The organism is Streptomyces aurantiacus (assembly GCF_001418335.1).
GTDB classification, from domain to species: domain Bacteria; phylum Actinomycetota; class Actinomycetes; order Streptomycetales; family Streptomycetaceae; genus Streptomyces; species Streptomyces aurantiacus.
This window is the reverse complement of record NZ_LIPP01000214.1, coordinates 1-21,881: the sequence shown is the minus strand read 5'-3', so window position 1 is coordinate 21,881 and position 21,881 is coordinate 1. Positions and strand designations below refer to the sequence as shown.

At 70.0% G+C, this 21,881-nt stretch carries 19 protein-coding genes, 1 pseudogene and 1 riboswitch; of the genes and pseudogenes, 13 read left to right on the top strand and 7 right to left on the bottom strand.

Going from position 1 to position 21,881, the window contains the following annotated elements; genetic code table 11:
- The first annotated feature begins 159 nt into the window (after nucleotides 1–159).
- From AOK01_RS26345 to AOK01_RS26335, 3 genes are all read left to right on the top strand, one after another.
- Nucleotides 160–1,641, top strand: a complete 1,482-nt coding sequence (locus tag AOK01_RS26345; protein WP_281181450.1) for a serine/threonine-protein kinase — start codon at nucleotides 160–162, stop codon at nucleotides 1,639–1,641.
- 171 nt (nucleotides 1,642–1,812) lie between these two features.
- The gene (locus AOK01_RS26340) at nucleotides 1,813–2,460 is read left to right on the top strand and encodes a SurA N-terminal domain-containing protein (protein ID WP_055515901.1); all 648 of its coding nucleotides are present in this window, start codon (nucleotides 1,813–1,815) and stop codon (nucleotides 2,458–2,460) included.
- Between the two features lie 30 nt (nucleotides 2,461–2,490).
- Complete coding sequence (locus tag AOK01_RS26335; RefSeq protein ID WP_382033104.1) at nucleotides 2,491–3,492, top strand: nucleoside triphosphate pyrophosphohydrolase; 1,002 nt, start codon at nucleotides 2,491–2,493, stop codon at nucleotides 3,490–3,492.
- 62 nt (nucleotides 3,493–3,554) lie between these two features.
- Here the strand turns inward: AOK01_RS26335 and AOK01_RS26330 are convergent, their stop codons facing one another.
- Nucleotides 3,555–4,793, bottom strand: coding sequence for a globin domain-containing protein (locus AOK01_RS26330; protein WP_055515898.1), 1,239 nt, complete (start codon nucleotides 4,791–4,793; stop codon nucleotides 3,555–3,557).
- A gap of 205 nt (nucleotides 4,794–4,998) precedes the next feature.
- Here AOK01_RS26330 and AOK01_RS26325 point away from each other — a divergent pair, with 205 nt between their 5' ends.
- The 7 genes from AOK01_RS26325 to AOK01_RS26295 all read left to right on the top strand — a co-directional run bounded on the left by AOK01_RS26325 (nucleotide 4,999) and on the right by AOK01_RS26295 (nucleotide 12,545).
- Nucleotides 4,999–6,306 carry a cytochrome P450 family protein gene (locus tag AOK01_RS26325; RefSeq protein ID WP_055515895.1) on the top strand — a complete coding sequence of 436 codons (1,308 nt, stop codon included), beginning with the start codon at nucleotides 4,999–5,001 and terminating at the stop codon, nucleotides 6,304–6,306.
- Between the two features lie 199 nt (nucleotides 6,307–6,505).
- Nucleotides 6,506–7,417: a LysM peptidoglycan-binding domain-containing protein gene (locus AOK01_RS26320; protein ID WP_055515893.1), complete on the top strand. Its 912-nt coding sequence runs from the start codon at nucleotides 6,506–6,508 to the stop codon at nucleotides 7,415–7,417.
- Between the two features lie 239 nt (nucleotides 7,418–7,656).
- Nucleotides 7,657–7,827, top strand: a riboswitch (cyclic di-AMP (ydaO/yuaA leader).
- Between the two features lie 4 nt (nucleotides 7,828–7,831).
- Nucleotides 7,832–8,536: a LysM peptidoglycan-binding domain-containing protein gene (locus AOK01_RS26315; protein WP_055515892.1), complete on the top strand. Its 705-nt coding sequence runs from the start codon at nucleotides 7,832–7,834 to the stop codon at nucleotides 8,534–8,536.
- A gap of 456 nt (nucleotides 8,537–8,992) precedes the next feature.
- Nucleotides 8,993–10,273 (top strand): phosphopyruvate hydratase, encoded by a 1,281-nt coding sequence (eno, locus tag AOK01_RS26310; RefSeq protein ID WP_107099917.1) that lies wholly within the window; start codon nucleotides 8,993–8,995, stop codon nucleotides 10,271–10,273.
- 89 nt (nucleotides 10,274–10,362) lie between these two features.
- On the top strand, nucleotides 10,363–10,839 hold the full coding sequence (locus AOK01_RS26305; RefSeq protein WP_055515887.1) for an FtsB family cell division protein: 477 nt from the start codon (nucleotides 10,363–10,365) through the stop codon (nucleotides 10,837–10,839).
- Nucleotides 10,840–10,882: 43 nt separating this feature from the next.
- Nucleotides 10,883–11,410, top strand: a complete 528-nt coding sequence (locus AOK01_RS26300) for a DUF501 domain-containing protein (RefSeq protein WP_055515885.1) — start codon at nucleotides 10,883–10,885, stop codon at nucleotides 11,408–11,410.
- 154 nt (nucleotides 11,411–11,564) lie between these two features.
- Nucleotides 11,565–12,545, top strand: coding sequence for a Ppx/GppA phosphatase family protein (locus AOK01_RS26295; RefSeq protein ID WP_055515883.1), 981 nt, complete (start codon nucleotides 11,565–11,567; stop codon nucleotides 12,543–12,545).
- 49 nt (nucleotides 12,546–12,594) lie between these two features.
- Here AOK01_RS26295 and AOK01_RS26290 read toward each other — a convergent pair whose 3' ends face one another.
- The gene (locus AOK01_RS26290) at nucleotides 12,595–13,161 is read right to left on the bottom strand and encodes a TetR/AcrR family transcriptional regulator (protein WP_055515881.1); all 567 of its coding nucleotides are present in this window, start codon (nucleotides 13,159–13,161) and stop codon (nucleotides 12,595–12,597) included.
- A gap of 76 nt (nucleotides 13,162–13,237) precedes the next feature.
- On the opposite strand from AOK01_RS26290, the gene AOK01_RS26285 reads away from it, so the two are divergent.
- On the top strand, nucleotides 13,238–13,933 hold the full coding sequence (locus AOK01_RS26285; protein ID WP_055515879.1) for an alpha/beta hydrolase: 696 nt from the start codon (nucleotides 13,238–13,240) through the stop codon (nucleotides 13,931–13,933).
- A gap of 88 nt (nucleotides 13,934–14,021) precedes the next feature.
- Here AOK01_RS26285 and AOK01_RS26280 read toward each other — a convergent pair.
- The 3 genes and pseudogenes from AOK01_RS26280 to AOK01_RS26270 all read right to left on the bottom strand — a co-directional run.
- A pseudogene (locus tag AOK01_RS26280) lies at nucleotides 14,022–14,408 on the bottom strand (LLM class flavin-dependent oxidoreductase); the annotation flags it as partial.
- 71 nt (nucleotides 14,409–14,479) lie between these two features.
- Nucleotides 14,480–14,749, bottom strand: a complete 270-nt coding sequence (locus AOK01_RS26275) for a type II toxin-antitoxin system RelE family toxin (RefSeq protein WP_055515878.1) — start codon at nucleotides 14,747–14,749, stop codon at nucleotides 14,480–14,482.
- Nucleotides 14,746–15,018 (bottom strand): type II toxin-antitoxin system Phd/YefM family antitoxin, encoded by a 273-nt coding sequence (locus tag AOK01_RS26270; protein WP_055515876.1) that lies wholly within the window; start codon nucleotides 15,016–15,018, stop codon nucleotides 14,746–14,748. Before AOK01_RS26270 ends, AOK01_RS26275 begins: the two co-directional genes overlap by 4 nt.
- A 501-nt stretch (nucleotides 15,019–15,519) precedes the next feature.
- Between AOK01_RS26270 and AOK01_RS26265 the strand changes: the two genes are divergently transcribed.
- Nucleotides 15,520–16,905, top strand: coding sequence for an NAD(P)/FAD-dependent oxidoreductase (locus AOK01_RS26265; RefSeq protein ID WP_055515874.1), 1,386 nt, complete (start codon nucleotides 15,520–15,522; stop codon nucleotides 16,903–16,905).
- A 413-nt stretch (nucleotides 16,906–17,318) separates the two neighbouring features.
- Nucleotides 17,319–18,608: an SAM-dependent methyltransferase gene (locus tag AOK01_RS26260; RefSeq protein ID WP_055515872.1), complete on the top strand. Its 1,290-nt coding sequence runs from the start codon at nucleotides 17,319–17,321 to the stop codon at nucleotides 18,606–18,608.
- A 66-nt stretch (nucleotides 18,609–18,674) separates the two neighbouring features.
- On the opposite strand, the gene AOK01_RS26255 is transcribed toward AOK01_RS26260, so the two are convergent.
- Together AOK01_RS26255 and AOK01_RS26250 are read right to left on the bottom strand one after the other, a co-directional pair.
- Nucleotides 18,675–21,200, bottom strand: coding sequence for an ABC transporter permease (locus tag AOK01_RS26255; RefSeq protein ID WP_055515870.1), 2,526 nt, complete (start codon nucleotides 21,198–21,200; stop codon nucleotides 18,675–18,677).
- Between the two features lie 69 nt (nucleotides 21,201–21,269).
- A partial coding sequence (locus AOK01_RS26250) for an ABC transporter ATP-binding protein (protein WP_055515868.1) occupies nucleotides 21,270–21,881 on the bottom strand: 612 nt, incomplete at its 5' end.

Below are 21,881 nucleotides of genomic sequence, written 5' to 3'. Positions count from 1 at the left end.
GCCCTCCGCGCCGACTCCGACCCCGCCGCCGCAGCGCCCCGCGCCCGCCCGTATCGACCAGGTGCGCGCCGAGCTCGACGAGCTGAGTGACTATCTCCGCAAGCACGAGGACGGCAGGTGACCGTGGCGTCGGGACGTGTGATCACCGACCGTTACGAACTGTCCACGCTCATCGGACAGGGCGGCATGGGCCAGGTGTGGACGGCGTACGACCAGCGTCTGGACCGGCGCGTCGCGGTCAAGCTGCTGCGTCCTGACAAGGTCGCGGGCCATGAGGCCGAGGAACTGCGCCGCCGATTCGTGCGCGAGTGCCGCGTCACCGCACAGGTCGACCACCCGGGCCTGGTCACGGTGCACGACGCGGGCAGCGAGGGCGAGGAGCTGTTCCTCGTCATGCAGTACGTCGACGGGGCCGACCTCTCCGACCACCTCGCCGAACACGACCCGTACCCCTGGCAGTGGACCGTCGCGGTCGCCGCGCAACTGTGCGCCGTGCTCTCCGCGGTGCACGCCGTGCCGATCGTCCACCGCGACCTCAAGCCGCGGAACGTGATGATCAAGCAGGACGGCACGATCACCGTGCTCGACCTCGGTGTCGCGTCGGTGATGGACACGGACACCACCCGCCTCACGCACACCGGCTCACCCATCGGATCGCCCGCCTACATGGCCCCCGAGCAGGCGATGGGCGGCGCGGTCGGCCCGTACACCGACCTGTACGCGCTCGGGGTGCTGATGCACGAACTCCTCAGCGGAGACGTGCCGTTCTCGGGCTCCACCGCCCTCGGCGTGCTGCACCGCCACCTCTACGAGCCGCCCCTGCCGGTCCGCCGGCTGCGCCCCGAGGTGCCGGAGGCGCTCGAAGCCCTCGTACTGCGGCTGCTCTCCAAGGATCCGCAGCACCGCCCGGACTCCGCCCAGGAGACGTACGAGCAGCTGCTGCCGCTGCTCCCCGCGCGCGGGGTCCCGTCCGGCGGGCCGCTCGACCCCACGCGCCCGTTCCTGCGCCCGCACGCCCCCTGGCCGGACCGCGCCCGCACCCTCGCCGCGCAGCCCCAGGCCGCGCCCGCCGTCGAGAAACCCGATGTCGCCGGAGCGGTCGACGAGGTCAAGCGGCTCCTCGGCGAGGGCCGCATCACCCAGGCCGTCGACATCCTCGGCCAGATCCTCCCGGCCGCCGCAGCCCAGCACGGCGAGCACTCACCGGTCGTCCGCACCCTGCGCAAGCAGTACGCGGCCACGCTGATGGACGACGGCCAGTACCGCCGCGCCCTGCCCGAACTGCGCCGCCTCGCCGACGAACGGGCCACCGAGGCGGGCCAGGCCGACCCGCAGTCCCTGCGCTTCCGCTACGAGGCCGCCCAGTGCCTGGAACAACTCGGCGAACCGGCCGCGGCGCTCGCCGAGTACCGCGCGCTGCTGCCGTACTACGAGAACCAGTACGTCGCCCAGGACGCCGAGCTCTCCTTCGAGGTACGCCGCCGCATCGGACACCTGCTCCTCGCGCTCGGCGACCGGGCCGCCGCCCACGACATGCTGGTCCGGCTCAAGTACGACGCCGAACGGGTGCGGGGCCCCGGCCATCCGCTGGCCGTGGAGATCGGCCGGACCCTCCAGTGGCTGGGCCAGGTCCGCGGCTGAGACCGCCGTGCGGCCCGCCGTGCGGCGTGCGGATGGAGACGGCCCCGTGCCGGTGCCCGAAGTCCGGGCGAATCGTTGGGTCGAATGGGTGGCCGAGAGCCGGTCCCCTGCCTACCATCGATCACCGCAAGACATTGTGCACCGCCGCACAATCTCCTACAGGAGGTCTCCTTGCACCGCCGCCGTCGCACCGCGTTCCTCCTCTCCGCCGCACTCGTCACCGCGGCCCCCCTCCTGACCGCCTGTGGCAGCGACGCGCATCCCGGTGCCGCGGCCGTCGTCGGTGACGACCGCATCACGGTCTCCCAGCTGGAGAACCGGGTGAACGAGGTACGGACCGCGCAGCGCGCCGCCACCAAGGGCGAGGCGCAGTACGAGCAGGCCATCGCCAAGTCCGGCGGCCTCGCCCGTGACACCCTGCACGGCATGGTCCTCGACCGCGTACTGCACCGGGCCGCCCAGGACGCGGACGTGACCGTCACCCGCAAGGAGATCCAGCAGGCCCGCGCCGGCCTGGAGGAGCAGGCGGGCGGCGCGAAGGCGTTCGAAGTGACCTGGCTCCAGCGGTACGGGGTCCCGCCCGAGCGGATCGACGACAACCTCCGCGTCCAGATCGAGGCCCAGAAGCTCGCGGCCCGGCTCGGCGCGGACACCAGCCAGCCGGCGTTCTGGAAGTCGCTGTCCGAGGCGTCCAAGAAGCTGGGCGTCGACCTGAACCCCCGCTACGGCACCTGGGACGTGGAGAAGAGCAGCCGCGTCGACGCCAAGCTGCCGTGGCTGCGCGAGGTCACGCAGGCGGAAAGCCGGCAGCCGGCGTAACGCACAGCGCGTGACCTCGATGTCGGTGGCGTGGGTTACGTTCGGGGTGTGAACGCATCCAGCCCCGGGCGCATCGTCCTGCTCACCACCAGCCACCGCGTCGCACCCGGACTCCTGTCCTGGCCCGCCTGGCAGGCGCTGCACGGCGCCGACCGCGTCCTGTGCGCGGACGGCGCCCACCCGCAGCTGCCGTACCTGCGCGAGGCCGGCATCCAGGTCGACGAGGAGGCGCCCGGCGCCCAGGAGCTGGTCGACGCCTGCGCCGGCGGGCGCACGGTCACCGTCGTCGCCACCGGCGAGGGCGAACCGCGCCTGACCGACGGCCTGGCCCGGCTGGCCGGCACCGGACGCGTCCAGATGCCCGACCTCGAACTGCTCCCCGCCTCGTACGACCTCCCGGGCGCCCGCCTCCTCGACCTCGTCCAGGTCATGGACCGCATCCGGGTCGAGTGCCCCTGGTCGTCCCAGCAGACCCACAAGGGCCTCGCCAAGTACGGCATCGAGGAGGCGTACGAACTCGTCGAGGCGATCGAGGAGGGCGACCGGCACGAACTGCGCGAGGAGCTCGGCGACGTACTGCTCCAGGTCGTCTTCCACTCCCGGATCGCCGAGGAGGGCAGCCCCGAGGACGGGTCGGAGCCCTTCTCCATCGACGACGTGGCGGCCGGCATCGTCACCAAGCTGATCCACCGCCACCCGCACGTGTTCGGCGACGAGACCGCCGCGACGCCCGAGGACGTCAAGGAGCACTGGCTGCGCACCAAGGCGGAGGAGAAGCAGCGGACGTCCGTCACGGAGGGCGTCCCGCTCGGCCAGCCCGGCCTCGCGCTGGCCGCCAAGCTGGCGTCCCGCGCCCACACGGCGGGGCTCGATGTGCCGCTGCCCGCGGGCGAGGGCGTCGGCTACGAACTGCTGGCCCTGGCCGTACGGGCCGAGGCCGACGGAGTCGACCCGGAAGCGGCGCTGCGGGCCGCCGCGCGGGCCTACCGGGACGCGATACGGGCGAGCGAGGCCCGACCCGTCTGCCCCTGACCCCTGTGTCTCGGTGTCCCGCCGAGCCCTCCAGGCCCTGTCCTGGTGTCCTGCGGAACCCTCTAGTGTCCTGACTCGGGACACCGGGGAGAGTCTTCCCGGGCCGACGGGTGGTGCCAGTGCGGGCGGGGCCGGTGGAGGAGCCATTCGCCGGGGCCCAGGGCCCGGTCGTGGCCCGTGGACGGGAGTTCGTCGCGGAAGACCCGGTCCGGGACGGCGCCGAGGCGGGGCAGCGCCTTGGAGACCTCCTCGACCAGTCCGGGCGGGCCGGCCAGATAGACGTCGTGGCGTGCCCAGTTGGCGCGGTTGCCCAGAGCCGTCAGCAGCCGCTCGGTGGCCTGGGCCTTCGGGCGGCCGGGCGCGGGCGTGATCACGGTGATGTCCAGCCGCGGCAGCCGCGCGCGTAACTCCCCGAGCGCGGTCCGCCCGTAGAGGTGGGCGATGTCGCGGGCGACGACGAACAGCCGGGTCTCGTCGTACGGGCCGGGCCGCGCCGCCAGCTGTTCCAGCAGTGCCTTCACCGGAGCCCAGCCGGTGCCGGCCGCGATGAACGTGAGGGGCCGCTCCACCGGCGTCCGCAGGGTCAGCCGGCCGCCCGGCACGCCGAGCCGCAGGGCGTCGCCCGCCCGGGTGCGCCGGACGAGTTCGGGGGACAGGACGCCGTCCTCGACGAGGCTGACGTGCAGGTCGAGGGTGTCGTCGGAGCGGGGCGCGTTGGCGACGGAGTACGGGCGCCAGGCCCCCGGCACGCGGGGGCTGTTGACGCTCACGTACTGGCCCGGAAGGTGGGGGAGGCGCCGGTGCGGGCGGAGCGTCAGCACGGCGAGATCGTCCCCGTGCCGGGCACGGCCGACGACCTCGGCGTCCCACCAGGACGGCTGCCCCTTGCTCTCCGCCTCCTCCGCGCCGTCCAGCATGGCGTCCGCGATCACCTCGTACGCCTCGTCCCAGGCCTTCTCCACCTCCACGCTCCACGCCGACCCCGACACGGCGGCGAACGCGGCGATCAGGCTGTCCCCCACGGCCGTGTAGTGCTCGGGCCGGGCCAGGTACTTCCGGTGGTCCCGCCCCAGGTCCCGTAGATATTCGTGCAGTCCCGGCCCTTCGAGGCGCGCGACGACCAGCGCCAGAGCGGTGAACAGGCGGTCCCGCTGCCGTTCCTTGTCCTGAGGGGAGTCCAGGGGGAACAGGGCGCGGACATCGGGGTGGTGCCAGAAGAGGTGCGAGTAGAAGTACTTGAGCGCGAACTCGGCCCTTCTTTCGACGACCGCGAAACTGGTCCGGAGTATTTCGGAGTCCACGGGCGCGAATGTAGGTAGCCGGAGAGCCGCCCGGTCAAGGGGCAGGCCATTTAGGGACAGCCCGGGGTGAAGCGCTCGTGCCGGGTGAATCCGGAGCAGGACGAGGCGGGCGGCCGGAGCCCTCCGGTGTCGTGGCAGGACGGTCCGGGCAGGCCCGCGAAACACCCCTCCCGGTACCGCCGCGCCCTCCCGATACCGTCGAGGAGTGACCGAAACGCCTGCACAGCCGCCCGCACAGCCGCCCGCGGCGCATCCCGCCCCCGAACTCTTCAGCTGGGAGTTCGCCACCGACCCCTACCCGGCGTACGCCTGGCTCCGCGAGCACGCCCCCGTGCATCGGACGAAGCTGCCCAGCGGGGTGGAGGCATGGCTGGTCACCCGTTACGCGGACGCCAAGCAGGCCCTCGCCGACGCCCGGCTCAGCAAGAACCCGGCACATCACGACGAGCCCGCGCACGCGAAGGGCAGGACCGGCATTCCGGGGGAGCGGAACGCCGACCTGATGACGCACCTGCTCAATATCGACCCGCCGGACCACACCCGGCTGCGGCGGCTCGTCAGCAAGGTGTTCACGCCCCGGCGGGTGGCCGAATTCGCGCCGCGGGTACAGGAGTTGGCGGATCAGCTGATCGAGGGGTTCGTCGAGAAGGGGGAGGCGGACCTCATCCACGAGTTCGCCTTTCCGCTCCCCATCTACGCCATCTGCGATCTCCTCGGGGTCCCGCGCGAGGACCAGGACGACTTCCGCGACTGGGCCGGGATGATGATCCGGCACGGCGGAGGGCCGAGGGGCGGGGTCGCCCGGTCGGTCAAGAAGATGCGCGGCTACCTCGCCGAGCTCATCCACCGCAAGCGCGCGGAGCTCACGGACGTGCCCGCCCCGGGCGAGGACCTCGTCTCCGCGCTCATCAGGGCTTCCGACCAGGGTGAGCACCTCACCGAGAACGAGGTCGCGGCGATGGCCTTCATCCTCCTGTTCGCCGGTTTCGAGACAACGGTGAACCTCATCGGGAACGGCACCTACGCCCTGCTCACCCACCCCGAGCAGCGGCAGCGCCTGCAGAGCTCCCTCGCGGCCGGCCACACGGACCTGCTCGGGACCGCCGTGGAGGAACTGCTCCGCTACGACGGGCCGGTGGAACTGGCCACCTGGCGGTTCGCCACCGAACCGCTCAGCGTCGGCGGGCAGGACATCGCCCCCGGCGACCCCGTACTCGTCGTGCTCGCGGCGGCCGACCGCGACCCCGAGCGCTTCGAGGACCCCGACACCCTCGACCTCTCCCGGCGTGACAACCAACACCTCGGTTACGGCCACGGCATCCACTACTGTCTGGGCGCGCCGCTCGCCCGGCTGGAGGGCCGGACCGCGCTGACCACGCTGCTGACCCGCCTTTCCGACCTGCAACTCGCGGGGGATTCAGCCGATTTGAGGTGGCGTGGCGGGCTCATCATGCGTGGGTTGCGCACGCTTCCGGTGGAGTTCACCCCGGTTGCGAAACCTAAAAGCCGGTAGCACCGACGGTGACGGAAGGTGAGGCTCCGTCAACTTTGTGATCTTCACGTTATCTGCGCTGCATCGACTTGTGACAAGAGTTCGAGTGCGGATACGTTCACCCATCAATGCGGCGGGTCTCACCCGCCGCAGTAGTCACGAGCACAGCTTTCCGCTGTGTCCTGTGCGCACTCCTTGCTGTCACGCGAAAGGCAATCGCATGCTCTCCGGGAACGGCCGTCATCGTCGCCCCCGCCAGGCTCCGGCGCTTCTCGTCGCCGCGGGTGTGGCCGGATCGGCCATCGCGATCCCCCTGCTCGGCGCGACCGGCGCGAGTGCCGCCACCGGCACGACGTGGGACGCGGTCGCCGAGTGCGAGAGCGGTGGCTCGTGGAGCGCCGACTCCGGCAACGGGCGTTTCGGCGGCCTCCAGATGACCCAGGAGACCTGGGAGGGGTACGGCGGCCTCGACTACGCGCCCAGCGCCGACCAGGCCAGCCGCTCGCAGCAGATAGCCGTCGCCGAGAAGGTCCTCGCGGACCAGGGGACGAGCGCCTGGGTGACCTGTGGACTCGTCTCCGGTCTCACGCAGGACTCCGACTCCGCCGACGTCGACACGGGCGTCGCCGAGGACTCCGCCAGTCCGTCGGCCGACTCGGGCGACACGAAGGACAGCGGCAGTGCGAAGGCCGACGCGTCCACGGACGGCGATGCGGACTCCGCGGACGACTCCGCCTCGGTCTCACCGGGACTGGACAGCTCGTCCACGGACGACACCGCGAAGAATGACGACTCGGACAACTCGTCCCAGAACGACGACGTTTCGGACGATGTTTCGGACGACCTGGACGCGACCGGCTCCGGCCGTCACCGCGGCAGTGCCGACGATGTCGACACCGCGCCCCGTGCGGACGACTACGCCGGCCGGCATGCCTCGCGCAGCGACAGTTCCTCGCGCGTCCTCGCCGAGAAGGGCTCGTACGCGGTCCGCTCCGGGGACAGCCTGTCGAGCATCGCCGACTCCCTTGATGTCGAGGGCGGGTGGAGCGAGCTCTACGCCGCGAACAAGGACAGCATCGGCGCCGACCCGGACTTCATCATCCCCGGTCAGCGACTCACGGTCGACAGCTGAGCGTCGGCGGGTGGGGGCGAGCGGGTGGCGAGCAAGTAGTGATCAAGCCGCCGAATCGGGCGAAATTCAGCGGTAGTTCGCGCCGAATGTCCGCTTTGGTGAAAGTGAGAGATGGATCTCAACGACCCTGATCGTCTTTGAAATTCGGCGGATCCCGTGTCTACGGTCGTGACCGCTCGCCACTGGTGAGCCCCGACGGTCGCACGCCGAATCCTGCCAACGGCCGTACGGGAACAGTCGTCGCGTAAGCGCCGTAGGCAGGAGCGGGGGACCCAAGGTAAGTGCCGGACCCGGTCGTTGAGGCCAGGTACGGCTTGGGGTTAAGCCGCGTGACAGCAGTGTCGCGCGGCCGGGCAACTCACTCGGCCCGAACCCGACAGCTCACCTCGCAGGCGTCGGTGAGGGGATCACTTCATGCTGCTTTCCGGCAAGGGCAAGCACCGCCGCCCGACCATTGCCAATCGGACTACCCGCCTCGCAACGCTGGCCGGTGTCACCACCGCCGCCGTCGCCGTCCCGCTGATGGGCGCCACGGGTGCCTCCGCCGCCACCACCTCCGAGTGGGACACCGTCGCCCAGTGCGAGTCCGGCGGCAACTGGTCCATCAACACGGGCAACGGCTACTACGGCGGCCTGCAGTTCTCGTCGTCCACCTGGGCCGCGTACGGCGGCAGCTCGTACGCCTCCAGCGCCGACCAGGCCTCCAAGTCCCAGCAGATAGCCGTCGCCGAGAAGGTTCTCGCGAGCCAGGGCAAGGGTGCCTGGCCGAGCTGCGGCGTGGGCCTGTCCGGCGCCTCGACCGGTGGCGCCGCGGCTCCCTCGGGCTCCGGCGACTCCGGCCAGAGCGCCGCGCAGCCGCAGCAGGACACGCAGTCCACCGAGAAGCGTGCCTCGCGCTCCCAGGAGCGTCCGGCGGCGAAGAAGACCGTCGAGACGCCGACCGGCAAGAAGGTCAAGAAGGGCGACGGCGAGTACAAGGTCGTCAAGGGCGACACCCTCAGCGAGATCGCCGCGGAGGAGAACGTCAAGGGCGGCTGGCAGAAGCTGTACAAGCTGAACGACGACATCGTCGACGACGCCGACTTCATCTTCCCGGGCCAGCAGCTGCACCTCAGCTGACGTCCGGCGGTCGCGTCCGCTCACGCGGTGTGGACCACGTCCTGTCCCGGCCGAGGCCCTGGCCGCTCAGCCTCGGCCGGCAGGCCGGTCCACAACCGCACGACGACTGAACCACAGCGCCCTCACATACGTGTCATCCATAGTGGAGGTCCGTGAGGGTCACCCCCGTCCCCCACGGGCCCCCGCTCCGGTGCGTGTTCCCCCGTATGCATCGGAGCGGGGCTTTTTTGCGTCAGCCGCGCACCCGCCGCACACCGGCTGCGCGCCCTCGCGGGCTCCCTCTCTCGCTTTGTTCCGTTCGGAAACAATTTCCTCTCGGTTTCCGTCCAGGAGGCGGTCGAAGGCCGGCCGATCCCCGGCGGCCGGTTAGGCTCATCCCGCGGGGCCACCAACGGCCCGCGCCAACCGGGCCTTCGGTCCGGCGTAGCTTGCGTCACATCCCAGAAGGAGATGCTCGTGCCGTCCATCGACGTCGTCGTAGCCCGGGAAATCCTGGACTCCCGAGGCAACCCCACGGTCGAGGTCGAGGTCGGCCTCGACGACGGCAGCACGGGTCGTGCCGCCGTTCCGTCCGGTGCCTCCACCGGTGCCTTCGAGGCCGTTGAGCTCCGTGACGGAGACCCCAACCGCTACCTCGGCAAGGGTGTCGAGAAGGCCGTCCTCGCCGTCATCGAGCAGATCGGCCCGGAGCTCGTCGGCTACGACGCCACCGAGCAGCGTCTCATCGACCAGGCGATGATCGACCTGGACGCCACCGACAACAAGGGCTCGCTCGGCGCCAACGCCATCCTCGGCGTCTCCCTCGCCGTCGCCCACGCCGCCGCCGAGGCCAGCGACCTGCCGCTCTTCCGCTACCTGGGCGGCCCGAACGCGCACCTGCTGCCGGTCCCGATGATGAACATCCTCAACGGCGGGTCGCACGCCGACTCGAACGTCGACATCCAGGAGTTCATGATCGCCCCGATCGGCGCGGAGTCCTTCTCCGAGGCCGTGCGCTGGGGCGCCGAGGTCTACCACACCCTCAAGAAGGTGCTGAAGACCAAGGGCCTGTCCACCGGCCTCGGCGACGAGGGCGGCTTCGCCCCGAACCTCGACTCCAACCGCGCGGCCCTCGACCTCATCATCGAGGCCATCAAGGAAGCCGGCTACACCCCCGGCGAGCAGGTCGCCCTCGCGCTGGACGTCGCCGCGTCCGAGTTCTACAAGGACGGCAAGTACGAGTTCGAGGGCAAGTCCCGCTCGGCCGCCGAGATGACCGAGTACTACGAGGAGCTCGTCGCCGCGTACCCGCTGGTCTCCATCGAGGACCCGCTGTACGAGGACGACTGGGCCGGCTGGAACGTCATCACCGAGAAGCTGGGCGACAAGGTCCAGATCGTCGGCGACGACCTCTTCGTCACCAACCCGGAGCGCCTGGCCCGCGGCATCGAGGAGAACTCCGCGAACGCCCTGCTCGTCAAGGTCAACCAGATCGGTTCGCTGACCGAGACCCTGGACGCCGTCGAGATGGCCCAGCGCAACGGCTTCAAGTGCATGATGTCCCACCGCTCCGGCGAGACCGAGGACGTCACCATCGCCGACCTCGCGGTCGCCGTGAACTGCGGCCAGATCAAGACCGGCGCCCCGGCCCGCTCGGACCGCGTCGCCAAGTACAACCAGCTGCTGCGCATCGAGGAGATCCTCGACGACGCCGCGGTGTACGCGGGCCGCTCGGCCTTCCCCCGCTTCAAGGGCTGACGCCCTCGTAAGCAGCGTCGTACGTACGTCCCCGTACCCGGTCCCGTACCGTGTGCGGGGACGTACGTACGTATCGGGGAGGCGGGACCATGGCTGTGAAGGACCGGGACCGGTTCTCCACCGCGACGAGGCTGCGGGCGCTCGGCGAGCAGACCGCGGCCCGCGTCTACCGCTCCCAGACGAAGCGTCAGGCGCGCCGCTCGCGGCTGACCGGCCGGGCGGCACTCCTCGCCCTCGTCCTCTGCTCGCTCGTCGTGGCCCTCGCCTATCCCATAAGGCAGTACGTCTCCCAGCGCGCCGAGGTCGCCGATCTGCAGCGGCAGCGCGAGCAGGCCCGCGCACGGGTCGAGCAGCTGCGCGACCTGAAGGCACGGTGGCAGGACGACGCGTACGCCGAGCAGCGCATCCGGGAGCGGCTGCACTATGTGATGCCGGGCGAGACCGGCTACATCGTCATCGACCCCGACGCGGCGAAGAAGACGCGTACGGACCGGACGGCGGCCGACCGGGCCTGGTACGCCAACGTCTGGGACGGCGTCGACAAGGCCGACGCCTCCGACCGGTGAACCGACCGACCAGCGACTGACCAGAAAGACACAGACCTCAGGCATGGAAACGCCCCCGTCGCCCACCCCCCGCACCGAGCCCACCGACGCGGACGTCGAGGCCTTCGAGCAGCAGCTCGGACGGCCGCCGCGCGGGCTGCGTGCGATCGCGCACCGCTGTCCGTGCGGGCAGCCGGACGTCGTCGAGACAGCCCCCCGTCTTCCCGACGGGACGCCGTTCCCGACGACGTACTACCTGACGTGCCCGCGTGCGGCCTCCGCCATCGGCACGCTTGAGGCGAACGGCGTCATGAAGGAGATGACGGAGCGGCTCGCCACGGACCCGGAACTGGCCGCGGCGTACCGGGCCGCCCACGAGGACTACATCGCCCGTCGTGACTCCATAGAGGTGCTCGAAGGGTTTCCGAGCGCCGGCGGGATGCCGGACCGGGTGAAGTGCCTGCACGTGCTGGTCGCGCACTCCCTGGCCGCGGGGCCGGGGGTGAACCCCCTCGGCGACGAGGCGCTCGCGCTGCTGCCGGAGTGGTGGCGCAAGGGCGCGTGTGTGGTGCCGGTGCCGCCGGCGGGGTGAACGGGTTGGCTTGCGTTGAGCTGCGTTGTCGGGTGCGGGTGCGCTGTGGCTGGTCGCGCAGCTCCCCGCGCCCCTGAAAAGCGGGGCCGCGCCCCGGCTTTTCGGGAGCGGAGCCTCCGAAAAGGACGAACGACCGCAACAGGAGATCACTGTCATGACTCGCGTCGCCGCCGTCGACTGCGGTACCAACTCCATCCGCCTGCTCGTCGCGGACGCGGACCCGAAGACCGGCGAACTCGTCGATCTGGACCGCCGGATGACGATCGTCCGGCTCGGGCAGGGCGTCGACCGGACGGGCCGGCTCGCCCCCGACGCCCTGGAGCGCACCTTCGCGGCCTGCCGCGAGTACGCCGCGGTCATCGAGAAGCACGGCGCCCGGCACCTGCGCTTCGTGGCGACCTCGGCCTCCCGCGACGCCGAGAACCGGGACGAGTTCGTCCGCGGTGTCCTCGACATCCTGGGAGTGGAGCCCGAGGTCATCTCCGGCGACCAGGAGGCCGAGTTCTCGTTCACGGGCGCCACGAAGGAGCTGACGGGCCGTGACGACCTGGCCAAGCCCTACCTCGTGGTGGACATCGGCGGCGGCTCCACCGAGTTCGTCGTGGGCGACGACCAGGTGCGGGGCGCCCGTTCGGTGGACATCGGCTGCGTACGGATGACGGAACGGCACCTTCTCCGGGACGGCGTGGTCACCGACCCGCCGACCGAGGAGCAGGTCCGGGCGATCCGCGCCGACATCGAGGCGGCCCTCGACCTCGCCGAGGAATCCGTGCCGCTGCGCGAGGCCCGTACGCTCGTCGGCCTGGCCGGGTCCGTCACCACCGTCTCGGCGATCGCCCAGAACCTTCAGGAGTACGACCCCGAGGCCATCCACCACTCGCGAATCTCCCTCGACCGCGTCCGCGAGATCACCGAGCGGCTGCTCGCCTCCACGCACACCGAGCGTGCGGCGATCCCCTCGATGCACCCGGGCCGCGTCGACGTCATCGGCGCCGGCGCCCTGGTACTCCTCGCGATCATGGAGAGGACAGGCGCGCGGGAGGTCGTGGTGAGCGAGCACGACATCCTCGACGGCATCGCGTGGAAAGCGGCGGAGGAGGCCGAGAAGGACAAGAAGGACAAGAAGGGGGATTGACCTGCGGTGACGTGCTCCGGCGACGACGGCTCGTTCCCACGGGACGGGTCTACTGCGTTGCACCGCTGGACAGGTGTTCGACTGTATCGAGGAAGTCGCGGAAGGCCCGGTCGGTGCGGGTGGTGTCGCCGGTGGCGTCGAGGTCCATGAGGAGACCACGGATGACAGCGAGAACGAGCGTCGCGAGATCCGGCCGGCCGATGCTGCGCAGGCCGTCCTCAAGCGGCCCGAGCCAGTCGGTCGTCGCGGTGCGCCGGAAGTTGGGCCACAACCGTTGCTCCGCACTCTCGCGCAGCTGACCGAACATCCGCAGGTACGGCTGCCCGTCCGGGCCGGTGATGGAGATCCAGGCGCGGTTCAGGGTGGCCGTGTACGGCTCGTCGGGCCGCACCCGCAGGAGGTCGCCGAATGTGTCGAGCTGACGTTGCCGTGCGTGCCCGAGGACGGCCCGCAGCAGCGCGTCGCGGGTGCCGAAGTGATAAATCAGCATGCGGGCCGAGGTGCCGGTGGCGGTGGCCAGCGGCTCAAGCCGGTCGGGGAGGCCGTGCGCGAGGGCGTGATCGGCGCAGGCATCGAGCAGCCTCTCCTTGATGTGCGGTTCCGGTCGTCTACCCACGCCCCTACTTTTTCACGTAACAGCCACTACGTCTATCGTCGGCAGGGGAGCAGTCACGGCAGACGTGGAGGTAGCGATGAGGGTCGTGTTCGTGCATGGGGCGTGCGTGCGGGACGGGTCGTGGTGGTGGCACCGAACCGCCGGGCTGCTGCAGGAGCGAGGGGTGCCGAGCGTGGCCCCGGCGCTGCCGAGCTGCGGCGAGGCGGGCCTGCCCGGCGGCGTGGGCGGTCCGGGACTGCCCGAGGATGTTGCGGCGGTGCGGCAGGTGCTGCAGGACAGCGACGAGCCGACCATCGTTGTCGCCCACAGCTACGGCGGCATCATCACCGCGGAAGCCGCCGCGGGCATCGGGTCGGTGCGCCACCTGCTGCTGGTCTCCAGCTACCTCCCCGAGGTCGGGCAGAGCCTGTCGGAGTTCGGGGACGGCAGCCCCGCCCCGTTTCTCGACATCGACCCCGACGCCGGCACCTTCGGGGTCCGCCCCGAGCTGCTCGTGGATACGTTCCTGCAGGACTGCGACCCCGAGGTCCAGGTGCAGGCGGCGGACCACCTCGCCCGGCAGGGCGTGCAGGTGACCGGGCAGCCGGTCGGGGCGGCCGCATGGCAGCAGGTGCCCTCTACGTACCTCGTCTGCGCCCAGGACCGGGGCACCCCGCCGCGGCTGCAGCGCGAGTTCGCCCGCCGGGCCGGCAGCGTCGTCGAACTCGACGCCGGCCACCACCCGTTCCTGTCCCGGCCCGCCGCGGTCCGGGACCTGCTGCTGAGTCTGTGAAACGGCAGCCGCGGACGAGCCGGGCCGGCGATCGAGGAGGCCGAAGCGGCTGAGGCGGGCAAGAAGCGGGACTGACGCGAAGGGCACATCAGACCTCGGGCGGCCCCGCCTCGACGCGGCGCAGTACTGCGGACAGCCGGTCCAGGCCGGGGCCGGCCTGGATCTGTCGCTCGTCCCACCAGGTGGCACCGGCGTCGCGCAGCGGAGCGATCACATCCCTCGCTTTGGCCGCGTCCGGGGACGTGGCACCGCCGAGTACGAACTCGAAGGGGCGCTCGTCCCCGGCCGGGCGGTGCTTGCGTATGTAGCCGACAAGGTCCCGTACCTCCGCGACATCCGGCACATGCCCGTGCCGGGCCGTTTCGAACAGTGGCACCACGCCGTCCCACCGGGCCGCCCGCCGCATGGGCGGACGACGCGGCCAGAACCCGCCGATCCACACCGGCGGTCCTGGCCGCTGCACGCCCAGGGGCAACCGGTTTCGGATCGAGCGGCCATCCGGCCGTGGAAGCAGTCCGGAGGCTTCGGGCTCCGGGGTGTCGGCTTTCAGAGGCTGCGGTAGACGTCGCGCCGGTCGCCGACCTTGACGACGAGAATGACGAGCTCGCGGTCTTCGACCTGGTAGGCGACCCGGTAGCCGCCGACCCGGAGCCGATAGAGGCCCGAGGGGCCGGTGAGCTTCTTGATGTCGGCGTCCTCGCGGTACGGATCGTCGCCGAGGGTGGTCAGCGCGGCCAGGATGCGCATGGCGACAGGCCGGTCGATGGCTCGTAGTTGCCGCTGCGCCGCTGTGGTGAACCGGAACGCGTACTTCACGCCGCACCCTCGGTGCGCTCGGTGAACAGGTCTGCCAGCAGTTCGGCCATGGTCACCGTCGGGCCGCCCTGGGCCAGGACTGCTTCCGCCTCTCGGGCCAGCAATACGTCGGCTGCTTCTTCCAGCGCGTCGAAATCCGCGATCGGCACCACGGCCGCGACGGGCTCTCCGTTGCGGGTGATCACCGTGGGCGTGCCCTCCTCGGCACGATTGATGTGGTCCGCCAAGTGCGCGCGGGCTTCCCGTACGGTCACCGTGTTCTCGGTCATGGATGAAGTGTACGCGCGAGCGTGTACACGTATTGAGGATGAGTGAGGCCTGCTTTCGTGACTCCTTCGATGGTTGATGGCGGCCTCGGCTGAGCAGGTTGGGTGACGTATGAGCGGCATAAAGAGGGCTGCGCAGGGCTCGCCGGCGTCGTCCTCGGCGGCCCTGCGGGAAACTTCGTGAAGTTCTTCACAAGAGAACCGGCCCCCTGGGGAGAAGTTTTCGTCCATCCGGGTTCTGTCGGGCCTCCGGAGGGGTTCGGGGCTTGGTCAACGGCCTGTTTCCAGGGTGCTGCCGTCATGTGAAGAGGAGGGGTGGTACAGGGAGCCCGAATGGGTGGAGTGGCAGCTCAGGCGGCATTGACAACGGGTCGCGTCGTGTACTGGTTCCCTCGCCCAATCATGATCTGGATCACGCGAGCCGCGCAGTGTAACAGAGGGACGGGGGAAGCTTGTGAAGGGGCGCACGAGCGACCCCCCTGAGGCGGGTGGATACTCGATGGCATGAGCACCACGGAGCGTCCCAGGATCCTCGTAGTAGGCGGTGGGTACGTAGGCCTGTACGCAGCTCGGCGCATCCTCAAGAAGATGCGCTACGGCGAGGCGACCGTCACGGTCGTCGACCCCCGGTCGTACATGACCTACCAGCCCTTCCTCCCCGAAGCAGCCGCCGGCAGCATTTCGCCTCGGCACGTCGTCGTCCCGCTGCGACGCGTGCTGCCCAAGGCGGAAGTCCTCACCGGCCGGGTCACCACCATCGACCAGGACCGCAAGGTCGCCACGATCGCCCCCCTCGTGGGTGAGGCGTACGAGCTGCCCTTCGACTACCTCGTCATCGCGATGGGCGCGGTCTCCCGCACCTTCCCGATCCCCGGCCTCGCCGAGCAGGGCATCGGCATGAAGGGCATCGAGGAGGCCATCGGCCTGCGCAACCACGTCCTTGAGCAGCTCGACAAGGCCGACTCCACGACCGACGAGGACGTCCGCCGCAAGGCGCTCACCTTCGTCTTCGTCGGCGGTGGCTTCGCGGGTGCGGAGACCATCGGCGAGGTCGAGGACATGGCCCGGGACGCCTCGAAGTACTACAACAACGTGTCCCGCGAGGACATGCGCTTCATCCTCGTCGACGCCGCGGACAAGATCCTCCCCGAGGTCGGTCCCAAGCTCGGCCAGTACGGCAAGGAGCACCTCGAAGGACGTGGGGTCGAGGTCTACCTCTCCACCTCCATGGACTCCTGCGTCGACGGCCACGTGGTCCTGAAGAACGGACTTGAGGTCGACTCCAGCACGATCGTGTGGACGGCCGGCGTCAAGCCGAACCCGGTGCTCTCCCGCTTCGGCCTGCCGCTCGGACCCCGCGGTCACGTGGACACCCGGACCACCCTCCAGGTGCAGGGCGCGGACTACATCTGGGCCGCCGGCGACAACGCCCAGGTGCCCGACCTCGTCGGCCGCAAGGCCGGCAACGAGAACGCCTGGTGCCCGCCGAACGCCCAGCACGCGCTGCGTCAGGCGCGGGTGCTCGGTGACAACGTGATCTCCGGCATGCGGGGCTTCCCGCAGAAGGAGTACAGCCACGCCAACAAGGGTGCGGTCGCCGGTCTCGGCCTGCACAAGGGCGTCGCCATGATCGTCATGGGCAAGATGAAGATCAAGGTGAAGGGCCGGCTGGCCTGGTACATGCACCGTGGTTACCACGGTCTGGCCATGCCCACCTGGAACCGGAAGATCCGGGTCTTCGCCGACTGGACGCTGGCCGTGTTCCTGAAGCGCGAGGTCGTCTCTCTCGGCGCGATGGAGACTCCTCGTGAGGAGTTCTACGAGGCGGCGAAGCCGGCGCCGGCTCCGGCCGTCGCCGCGAAGACGGAGGAGAAGGCCAAGGCCTCCTGACCTCCGGTCATCGGCCCACCTGCTGCACCGTCTTCTGCCGCACCTGTTCTTCTGCTTCGCCGTTGTCTCCGAAGAGGTCTCCCGCCATCCGTGGTGCGGGGGGCCTCTTCGGCGTTTTCATTCGCCCCCGCCGCCCTTACCCTTCCCGTCACTTACTCGGGGGCTCCGCCCCCGGACCCCCGCTCCTCGAACGCCGGAGAGGCTGAAGACTTCGCGTTTGAGGATCAAGTCGTTCGCGCCGATAACTGGGGTCTGGGGGCGGAGCCCTCAGGTTCCGGTCGGTGCCGTGAGGGTACGTGGTGGCTGCATGTATTTTGCTGAGACATGACGCTTCCACGGGACTGCGTTTCGGGCCCGTCGGTGTTTACGTGGTGTTGGAGTCTGTGGGAATTCTCGTCACGGAGGTGTGCGCCATGCAGGACGCGGCGCTTCGGCTCAAAGGGCTGATGGAACAGCTGCTGGGAGCCCCGGTCCCGGTACGGATTCGGGCCTGGGACGGTTCGGAAGCGGGACCGCCGGGCGGCCCGGTGCTCGTCGTGCGCAACCGCCGGGCCCTGCGCCGACTTCTCTGGAAACCGGGAGAGTTGGGCATGGCACGGGCCTGGGTCTCCGGGGACCTGACGGTGGACGGCGACCTGTACGCCGTACTGGACGCGGTGGCCGAGATGGTCTGGGAACGCGGCGAGGACGCCAGGACCCTGGGCGAGGCCCTGCGGGACCCCGACGTACGGGCCGCCGTACGCGGACTCGTACGCATGGCGGGCTCGCTGCTGCCGCCCGCCCCGCCCCGCGAGGAGGTGCGCAGACGTCCCCATCTGCACACCAAGCACAGCGACCGACGGGCGATCAGCCACCACTACGACGTCGGCAACGACTTCTACGAGATCGTCCTCGGCCCGTCCATGGTCTACTCGTGCGCCTACTGGGAGTCCCCGGACGACACCCTGGAGGACGCCCAGCGCGACAAGCTCGGACTCATCGCCCGCAAGCTGGACCTGAAGCCGGGCATGCGGCTGCTCGACGTCGGCTGCGGCTGGGGCTCGATGGCCATCCACGCGGCCCGTGAGCACGGCGTGAGTGTCGTCGGCGTCACGCTGTCGCAGGAGCAGGCCGCGTACGCCCGTAAGCGCGTCGCGGAAGAGGGGCTCACCGACCGGGTCGAGATCCGCGTCCAGGACTACCGGGACGTCATCGACGGGCCGTACGACGCGATCTCCTCCATCGGGATGGCCGAACACGTCGGCAGCGAACGCTATCTGGAGTACGCGCGGGATCTGTACGCCCTCCTGAAGCCGGGCGGACGGCTCCTGAACCACCAGATCGGGCGCCGGCCGTGGCGCGACGAATCGGCGTACGAGATCGACGAGTTCATCGACGCGTACGTCTTCCCCGACGGGGAGCTCGCGCCGATCGGCGACACCGTGGGCCACCTGGAGAGCGCCGGGTTCGAGGTCCGCGACGTCGAGTCGATCCGCGAGCACTACGCGCTCACCCTGCGCCGGTGGGTGGCCAACCTGGAGGCCGACTGGCCGCGCGCGGTCCGGCTCACCAGCCCCGGCCGGGCCCGTGTCTGGCGCCTCTACATGGCCGCCTCGGCGCTCGCCTTCGAGCGCAACCGCATCGGCGTCAACCAGGTACTGGCGGTACGGACACCCGGGGGCGGGGCCTCGGGGATGCCTCTGCGGGCCCGTACCTGGCGGTAGGCCGTACGTGAGCGGGGCCCGGACGACGCTCGTCCGGGGCCCCACTCCTGTGCGCACCGCCAGTGACTACTCGCTCTTGATCGCCATCAGCGGGTTCAGCTTCGCCGCGCTGCGCGCCGGCCACATCGCCGCGAGGACGCCGACCAGGCCCGCGATGCAAAGGAAGACGGCGATCCGGCCGAACGGGATCTCCATGGTGTACGTCTTCACCGTGCCGGAGATGCTGTCGCCCGCCACCCAGCCCATGAAGAGGCCGAGACCGATGCCGAGTACCGCACCGAACAGAGAGATGATGATCGACTCCAGGCGCACCATCTGCTTGACCTTCGCGCGGTCGAGACCGATGGCCCGCATCATGCCGATCTCGTGCTTCCGCTCGAAGACCGACATGGCCAGGGTGTTGATGACACCGAGGACCGCGATCAGGATGGCCATTGCCAGGAGGCCGTAGAGCATGTTCAGCATCAGGTTGATCGCGCCGGCGATCTCGTTGTTGATCGCGTTCTTGTCCTGGATCTTGATGGCGGGGTTGTCGCCCAGGGCCTTGACGATGGCGTCCTCGGCCCGGTCGGAGACACCGTCCTTCATCTTCACCATGACCTGCTGATCGGTGATCTTCGACAGGTGCGGGTCGACCACGGCGAGCGGCGCGAACAGACCGTTGATCATCTCGTTCTGCTCGTAGACGCCGACGACCTTCAGCCGGGCTGTCTTGCCGTCGTCGAACTTCACCGGGACGGTGTCACCCGTCTTCAGGCCCTCCTTGTCCGCGGTCTCCTTGTCGACCAGCGTGGAGGCGCCGGTCAGGTTCGCGAGGGAGCCGCTGGTGAAGTCGAGGCTCACCAGCTTGCCGAAGGCCTTCTCGTCGACGCCGGAGACCTCGGCGTACGAGTCGCCGAGTTCGCCGTAGGCGGGGCGCAACGGGCTGCTGGCCTCGACGTCGGGGAGCTTGTCCAGCTTCTCGCGGACCTCGGGGGCCAGCGGCTGGTAGTTCGCCATGGAGACGGTGTAGTCGGCCTTCAGGGAGTCCGCGGCCATCTTGTTGATGGCGCTGCCCATGGAGGTCGCGACCACCGTCATCGCCGTGATGAGGGTCAGGCCGATCATCAGGGCCGAGGCGGTGGAGGCCGTACGGCGCGGGTTGCGCACCGCGTTGAGCCGGGACAGCTTGCCCGTGACGCCGAACGGCTTCAGGAGCGGGGCCGACGCGGCGATGAACGGGCGCGACAGGAGCGGCGTGAGGACGATGACACCGACCAGGGTCACTCCGGCGCCGCCGGCCATCACGTAGTTGTCGTCCATGAACAGCAGGACCGCGCCGAGGGCGACGATGATCGAGCCGAGGGTGTTGCGGACGACGAGACCGCGCGTGGTCGGCGTCGCGTGGACGCTGTTCATCGCGGCGACCGGCGGGATCTTCGCGGCGCGGCGGCCCGGCAGCCAGGCGGCCAGCATGGTCACGGCCACGCCGATGACCAGCGCGACGACGATCGTGGTCGGGGCGATGATGAGCGGCCCGTCGGGCAGGGAGGCGCCCGCGGAGTTCATCAGGGACTCCAGGCCCATGGACACGCCGATGCCGAGCGCGAAGCCGGTCACCGCGGCCGCCAGGCCCACGAGGAACGCCTCGATGAGCACGGAGCGCGTCACCTGGCGGCGCGAGGCGCCGATGGCGCGCATCAGGGCCAGCTCCTTGGTGCGCTGGGCGACCAGCATGGTGAAGGTGTTGGCGATGATGAAGATGCCGACGAACAGGGCGATGCCCGCGAAGATGAGCAGGACCTGGCTCATCGCACTGGTCTGCTCCTCGATCATCGCCTCCTGGTCGTCGGAGAGCTGGGCACCGGAGAGGGCGACCGTCTCCTTCGGCAGGATCTTCTCGACCGAGCTCTTCAGCGCCGTCTCGGAGGTGCCCGCGGCGGCCTTCACGTCGATCTCGTCGTACTGGCTCTTGCCGAGGACCTTCATGGCGGTGTCGTTGTCGAACACCACCAGGCTGCCGCCCGCGAGGACGCTGCCGTCCTCGGTGTCGAAGACGCCGCTGATCCTCGCCTGCCTCACCGGTCCGTCGGTGGAGTAGCGGACCGTGTCGCCGACCTTGTAGCCGGTGCGTCCGGCGGTCCTGGAGTCGAGCGCGATGTCACCGGCGGACTTGGGTGCCGCGCCCTCGGTGAAGTCGTAGCGGGGGTCCTTGCCGCCCTTGCCGGGGTAGTAGTTGGCACCGGAGGTGCCCCAGTCGCCGCCGACGAGCTTGCCGTCCTTGTCGGCGAGTGCGGTGAAGTCCATGACGCCGCCGATCGCCGAGTCGGCGCCGGGGAGGTTCTGGGTCTTCTTCAGGAGGGCGTCGGTCAGCCGCGGCGGCGTCTTGGCCTCGCCGTCGTCACCGGACTCGTAGGAGGAGCCGCCTTCGGGCTGTATGGCGACCGAGACGTGGTCGAAGCTCTTCGCCGCCTTGTTCTTGTAGGCGTTGCCGAAGGTGTCGGTGAAGACCAGGGTGCCGGAGACGAAGGCGACGCCGAGCATGACGGCGAGCACGGTCATCAACAGCCTGGCCTTGTGCGCGAGGACGTTGCGCAGGGCGGTACGGAACATGGGTTTCTGTCCTGGTGGAGGAGGAGGCGGGACGAGACGCGGCGGCGGGGCGCGAGGGCACGAAGTCAACTAGCTCGTACGGCCCTTGGCGTCGAAGTCCTTCATCCGGTCGAGGACGCCGTCGGCGGTCGGCGAGAGCATCTCGTCGACGATCCGCCCGTCGGCCAGGAAGATCACGCGGTCCGCGTACGCCGCGGCCACCGGGTCGTGGGTGACCATGACGACGGTCTGCCCCATCTCCCGTACGGAGTTGCGGAGGAAGCCCAACACCTCGGCGCCCGCACGCGAGTCCAGGTTTCCGGTGGGCTCGTCGCCGAAGATGATGTCCGGGCGGGACGCCAACGCGCGGGCCACGGCGACGCGTTGCTGCTGGCCGCCCGAGAGCTCGGTGGGGCGGTGGGAGAGCCGGTCGGCCAGGCCGATCATCTCGATCACCGTGTTCAGCCACTGCTTGTCCGGCTTGCGGCCCGCGATGTCCATCGGGAGGGTGATGTTCTCCAGGGCCGTGAGGGTCGGCAGGAGGTTGAACGCCTGGAAGATGAAGCCGATCTTGTCCCGGCGCAACTTGGTCAGTTGCTTGTCCTTCAGCGAGCCCAGTTCGGTCTCCCCGATGCGGACCGAGCCGGAGGAGAAGCTGTCAAGCCCCGCGACGCAGTGCATCAGCGTGGACTTGCCGGAGCC

Excerpts from the sequence above, each read along its gene's own strand:
- AOK01_RS26320 (WP_055515893.1), top strand. The coding sequence starts at position 6,506 with ATGCTCTCCGGGAACGGCCGTCATCGTCGCCCCCGCCAGGCTCCGGCG.
- AOK01_RS26315 (WP_055515892.1), top strand. The coding sequence starts at position 7,832 with ATGCTGCTTTCCGGCAAGGGCAAGCACCGCCGCCCGACCATTGCCAAT.
- AOK01_RS26305 (WP_055515887.1), top strand. The coding sequence starts at position 10,363 with ATGGCTGTGAAGGACCGGGACCGGTTCTCCACCGCGACGAGGCTGCGG.
- AOK01_RS26300 (WP_055515885.1), top strand. The coding sequence starts at position 10,883 with ATGGAAACGCCCCCGTCGCCCACCCCCCGCACCGAGCCCACCGACGCG.
- AOK01_RS26295 (WP_055515883.1), top strand. The coding sequence starts at position 11,565 with ATGACTCGCGTCGCCGCCGTCGACTGCGGTACCAACTCCATCCGCCTG.
- AOK01_RS26285 (WP_055515879.1), top strand. The coding sequence starts at position 13,238 with ATGAGGGTCGTGTTCGTGCATGGGGCGTGCGTGCGGGACGGGTCGTGG.
- AOK01_RS26270 (WP_055515876.1), bottom strand. The coding sequence starts at position 15,018 with ATGACCGAGAACACGGTGACCGTACGGGAAGCCCGCGCGCACTTGGCG.
- AOK01_RS26265 (WP_055515874.1), top strand. The coding sequence starts at position 15,520 with ATGAGCACCACGGAGCGTCCCAGGATCCTCGTAGTAGGCGGTGGGTAC.
- AOK01_RS26260 (WP_055515872.1), top strand. The coding sequence starts at position 17,319 with ATGCAGGACGCGGCGCTTCGGCTCAAAGGGCTGATGGAACAGCTGCTG.
- AOK01_RS26255 (WP_055515870.1), bottom strand. The coding sequence starts at position 21,200 with ATGTTCCGTACCGCCCTGCGCAACGTCCTCGCGCACAAGGCCAGGCTG.